Genomic DNA, 3,718 nt, shown 5'->3' on the forward strand with positions numbered 1-3,718 from the left:
GCTGGCCCCTGGTCCGGAGCCGGCCTGGCCGCACCGGCGGATCCGGTGGCCCGACTTCTGGGTACCGCTCGACAGCGCCGATGCCCTCGACGCCCTGCGGGAGGCGCTGCGGCGGGCGCACGATGGTGAACGCGTCGAGGTGGCCTGTCGCGGTGGGGTGGGCCGCACCGGAACGGCCCTGGCCGCGCTGGCGATCCTCGACGGTTTGCCGGTCGAGCGGGCCGTGCCGTGGGTTCGGGCTGGCTACCACCCGAAGGCGGTGGAGACCCCCTGGCAGCGGCGCTGGCTGCGCCGCGTCAGCTGACCGCCGGGTCGGTGACGTACTCGCGGAGGTGGCTGGCGGTGAGGGTGCCGCCGGTGGCGACCAGTTCGGCTGGTGTGCCGGTGAAGACGATGCGGCCACCGTCGTGGCCGGCGCCGGGGCCGAGGTCGATGAGCCAGTCGGCGTGGGCCATGACCGCCTGGTGATGCTCGATGACGATCACCGTGTTGCCGGCGTCGACCATGCGGTCGAGCAGGGCCAGCAGTTGGTCCACGTCGGCCAGGTGCAGACCGGTGGTCGGCTCGTCCAGGACGTACGTGGTGGTCTTCTCGGCGAGGTGGATGGCGAGTTTGAGGCGTTGCCGCTCCCCGCCCGACAGGGTGGTCAGTGGTTGGCCGAGGGTGAGGTAGCCCAGCCCGACGTCGACCAGTCGACTGAGGATGGGGTGCGGGAAGAACGCGTACGCCTCGGTGACGGACATGGCCAGCACCTCGCTGATGTTCTTGCCGCGCAGCGTGTACGTGAGCACCTCGTCGGTGAAGCGTCGCCCCTCGCAGCGTTCGCAGATGCTGGCGACGCCGGCCATCATCGCCAGGTCGGTGTAGATGAGCCCGATGCCTTTGCAGGCCGGGCAGGCGCCCGCGGAGTTGGCGCTGAAGAGCGCGGCCTTGACCCCGTTGGCCTTGGCGAAGGCGGTGCGGATCGGGTCGAGCAGCCCGGTGTAGGTGGCCGGGTTGCTGCGTCGTGAGCCACGGATCGGGGACTGGTCGACGATGACGACCTCGGACCGGCCGCGTAGCGACCCGTGGATCAGTGAGCTCTTGCCGGAGCCGGCAACGCCGGTGACCACGGTGAGCACCCCGAGCGGGATGTCCACGTCGACGTCGCGCAGGTTGTGCAGGTCGGCCTTGCGGATGGCGAGGCGCCCGGTCGGTTGGCGTACCGTCTCGCGCACCCGCACCCGGTGGTCCAGGTGCCGCCCGGTGAGGGTGCCGGAGCGGCGCAGGCCGGGGACGTCGCCGGTGAAGCAGATTCGGCCACCGTCGGTGCCGGCGCCCGGCCCGAGGTCGACGACGTGATCGGCGATGGCGATGGTTTCCGGTTTGTGTTCGACCACCAGCACGGTGTTGCCCTTGTCGCGCAGCCGTAGCAGCAGGTCGTTCATCCGGGCGATGTCGTGCGGGTGCAGGCCGACTGTCGGTTCGTCGAAGACGTACGTGACGTCGGAGAGGCTGGAGCCGAGATGGCGGACCATTTTCACCCGCTGCGCCTCTCCGCCGGAGAGGGTCGCCGACTCACGGTCCAGGCTGAGGTAGCCCAGGCCGATCTCGACGAGGGAGTCCAGCAGGTCGCGGAGGTTGGCGACGAGCGGCGCGGCGCCCGGGTCGTCGATGGTGCGGACGAACGCGACCAGGTCGCTGATCTGCATGGCGGAGCAGTCGGCGATGGTGTGCCCGGCGATCAGCGACGACAGGGCCGCCGCGTTGAGCCGGGTGCCGCCGCAGTCGGCGCAGCTGGTGAAGGTGACCGCCCGGTCGACGAAGGCGCGGATGTGCGGTTGCATGGATTCGCGGTCCTTGGCGAGCAGGAGCCGTTTGACCTTGACCGCGAGGCCCTCGTACGTCCAGTTGTTGCTGCCCACCTTGATCTTCGTGGCCGGCTTGTGCAGGAAGTCCTCCCACTGTTGTGGGGTGAAGTCCTGCAGTTTGACGTCCGGGTCGAACAGGCCGGAGCCGACGATGGTCTGCCAGTACCAGGAGTCGACGGCGAAGTTCGGCACGGTGATGGCGCCGTCGTTGAGGGAGCGCTCGACGTCCACCAACTCGTTGATGTCGAGGTCGGAGACCCGGCCCAACCCTTCGCAGGTGGGGCACATGCCCTCGGGCAGGTTGAAGCTGAACGCCCCGGCGCCGCCGATGGACGGCTGGCCGAGCCGGCTGAAGAGGATTCGCAGCATGGCGTACGCGTCGGTGGCGGTGCCGACGGTGGAGCGGGAGTTGACGCCCATCCGTTCCTGGTCGACGACGATGGCCGCGCTGAGGTTGCGTAGCGAGTCGACGTCCGGCCGGTTGAGGTTCGGCATGAACGACTGGAGGAACGCGCTGTACGTCTCGTTGATCATGCGCTGGGACTCGGCGGCGATGGTGCCGAAGACCAGCGACGACTTGCCCGATCCGGAGACGCCGGTGAAGACGGTCAACCGGCGCTTGGGGATGTCCACCGAGACGTCGGCGAGATTGTTCTCCCGCGCCCCGCGTACTTCGATCATGTCGTGGCTGTCGGCGGCGGACCATGCTGGCTGCGACATTCGAACCCTTCACGGAATCGTGGCGGGACTTCTCCCGCCGGGCACTGGCAGGTTCAATTGTCTCATTCATCCGCACGTGGAGACTTTCGCCGACAATTGAGCGTGCACTGCCGCAGGACGTCCGGGAAAGTCTCAAATCACGTCGTAAGCGGTACGGTGGCTCGCGTGGACGTCGCTCCGAAGGATCGGCTGCGCGCCGTGGACCTGGCGGCCACCGTCGGGATCTCGGTGCAGCAGGTGCGCAACTACGTCGAGGCGGGGGTGCTGCCGCCGGTGCGCCGCACCGCGAGCGGCTACCGGATCTTCACCGGTGAGCACGCCCGGGCGTTGACAGTGGCGCGGCGGTTGGCCGAGGGGCACGGCTGGTCCCGTACCCGGGAGATCATGGCGGCGGTGCACTCCGGTGACCTGCCGGCGGCCCTGGCGGCGCTCGACGGCGGTCACGCCGAGCTGGACCGGGAACGCGCCGAGATCCGCCGCGTGCTCGGCGCCTTCGAGACCGTGCTGGCGAGCCCACCGGCGGCCCGGCCCGCGCCTCGCCACGGCGCGCGCATCGGCGAGGTCGCCGCCCTGGTCGGGGTCCGCACCGCGCAGCTGCGGCTCTGGGAGGAGCGCGGGCTGCTGCGGCCGGGCCGCACCCCGGGCACCAACTACCGGGTGTACGACGAGGCGGAGCTACGCGCCGCGCAGGTCATCGCGTTGCTGCGCCGAGGCGCGTACCCGTTCGAGATCATCGAGGCGGTGCGTGGTGCGCTGCGGACCACCGGAAGCCCGCAGCGGGTCCGTGCCGAGCTGGCGCGCCGTGTGCAGGAGGTGCCCGCCCGCAGCCTGCGCAGGCTGCGCGGCAGTGCCGCGTTGCACGACTATCTGAGCGGTCGCGGCGACGCGGGTTGACCCGCATCCCGTCCCGCGCAGCGATCGTCGTGACTAGGGTCGGCTCATGAGAGCTGCGCTGCTGGCGGCCACGACGTCCGCCGTCCTGCTCGCTCCCGTGCCGGTCGGTACGGCGGGAGCGTCCGCCGCGCCGACGGTGCGCTGCCCCCGGGTCCCGGCGCCGGCGGCGTCGCGCCCACCGCGGCCGTCGCCGCCGCCTGCCGTCCCCGGCCAGCGGATGGTCGGCGGCGCGGCGCTCGACACGACCGGCCTGG

Annotated in this window: 3 protein-coding genes and 1 pseudogene; 3 read left to right on the forward strand and 1 reads right to left on the reverse strand. The window is 70.8% G+C overall.

Features of this window, described 5'->3' with window-relative positions; translation table 11 throughout:
- Window positions 1–304: protein-tyrosine phosphatase family protein (locus KBX53_RS25825; RefSeq protein ID WP_210862119.1), on the forward strand; the 304-nt coding region annotated here is incomplete at its 5' end.
- On the opposite strand, the gene KBX53_RS25830 is transcribed toward KBX53_RS25825, so the two are convergent.
- Window positions 297–2,570, reverse strand: coding sequence for an excinuclease ABC subunit UvrA (locus tag KBX53_RS25830; protein WP_210862120.1), 2,274 nt, complete (start codon window positions 2,568–2,570; stop codon window positions 297–299). The genes KBX53_RS25825 and KBX53_RS25830 overlap by 8 nt on opposite strands.
- Before the next feature lie 165 nt (window positions 2,571–2,735).
- Here KBX53_RS25830 and KBX53_RS25835 point away from each other — a divergent pair, with 165 nt between their 5' ends.
- Window positions 2,736–3,464: a MerR family transcriptional regulator gene (locus KBX53_RS25835; RefSeq protein WP_210862122.1), complete on the forward strand. Its 729-nt coding sequence runs from the start codon at window positions 2,736–2,738 to the stop codon at window positions 3,462–3,464.
- 46 nt (window positions 3,465–3,510) lie between these two features.
- Window positions 3,511–3,718 (forward strand): annotated as a pseudogene (locus KBX53_RS25840) (D-alanyl-D-alanine carboxypeptidase); the annotation flags it as partial.

Origin of the sequence: Micromonospora sp. M51 (assembly GCF_018070305.1) — a bacterium.
Lineage (GTDB): Bacteria > Actinomycetota > Actinomycetes > Mycobacteriales > Micromonosporaceae > Micromonospora > Micromonospora parva.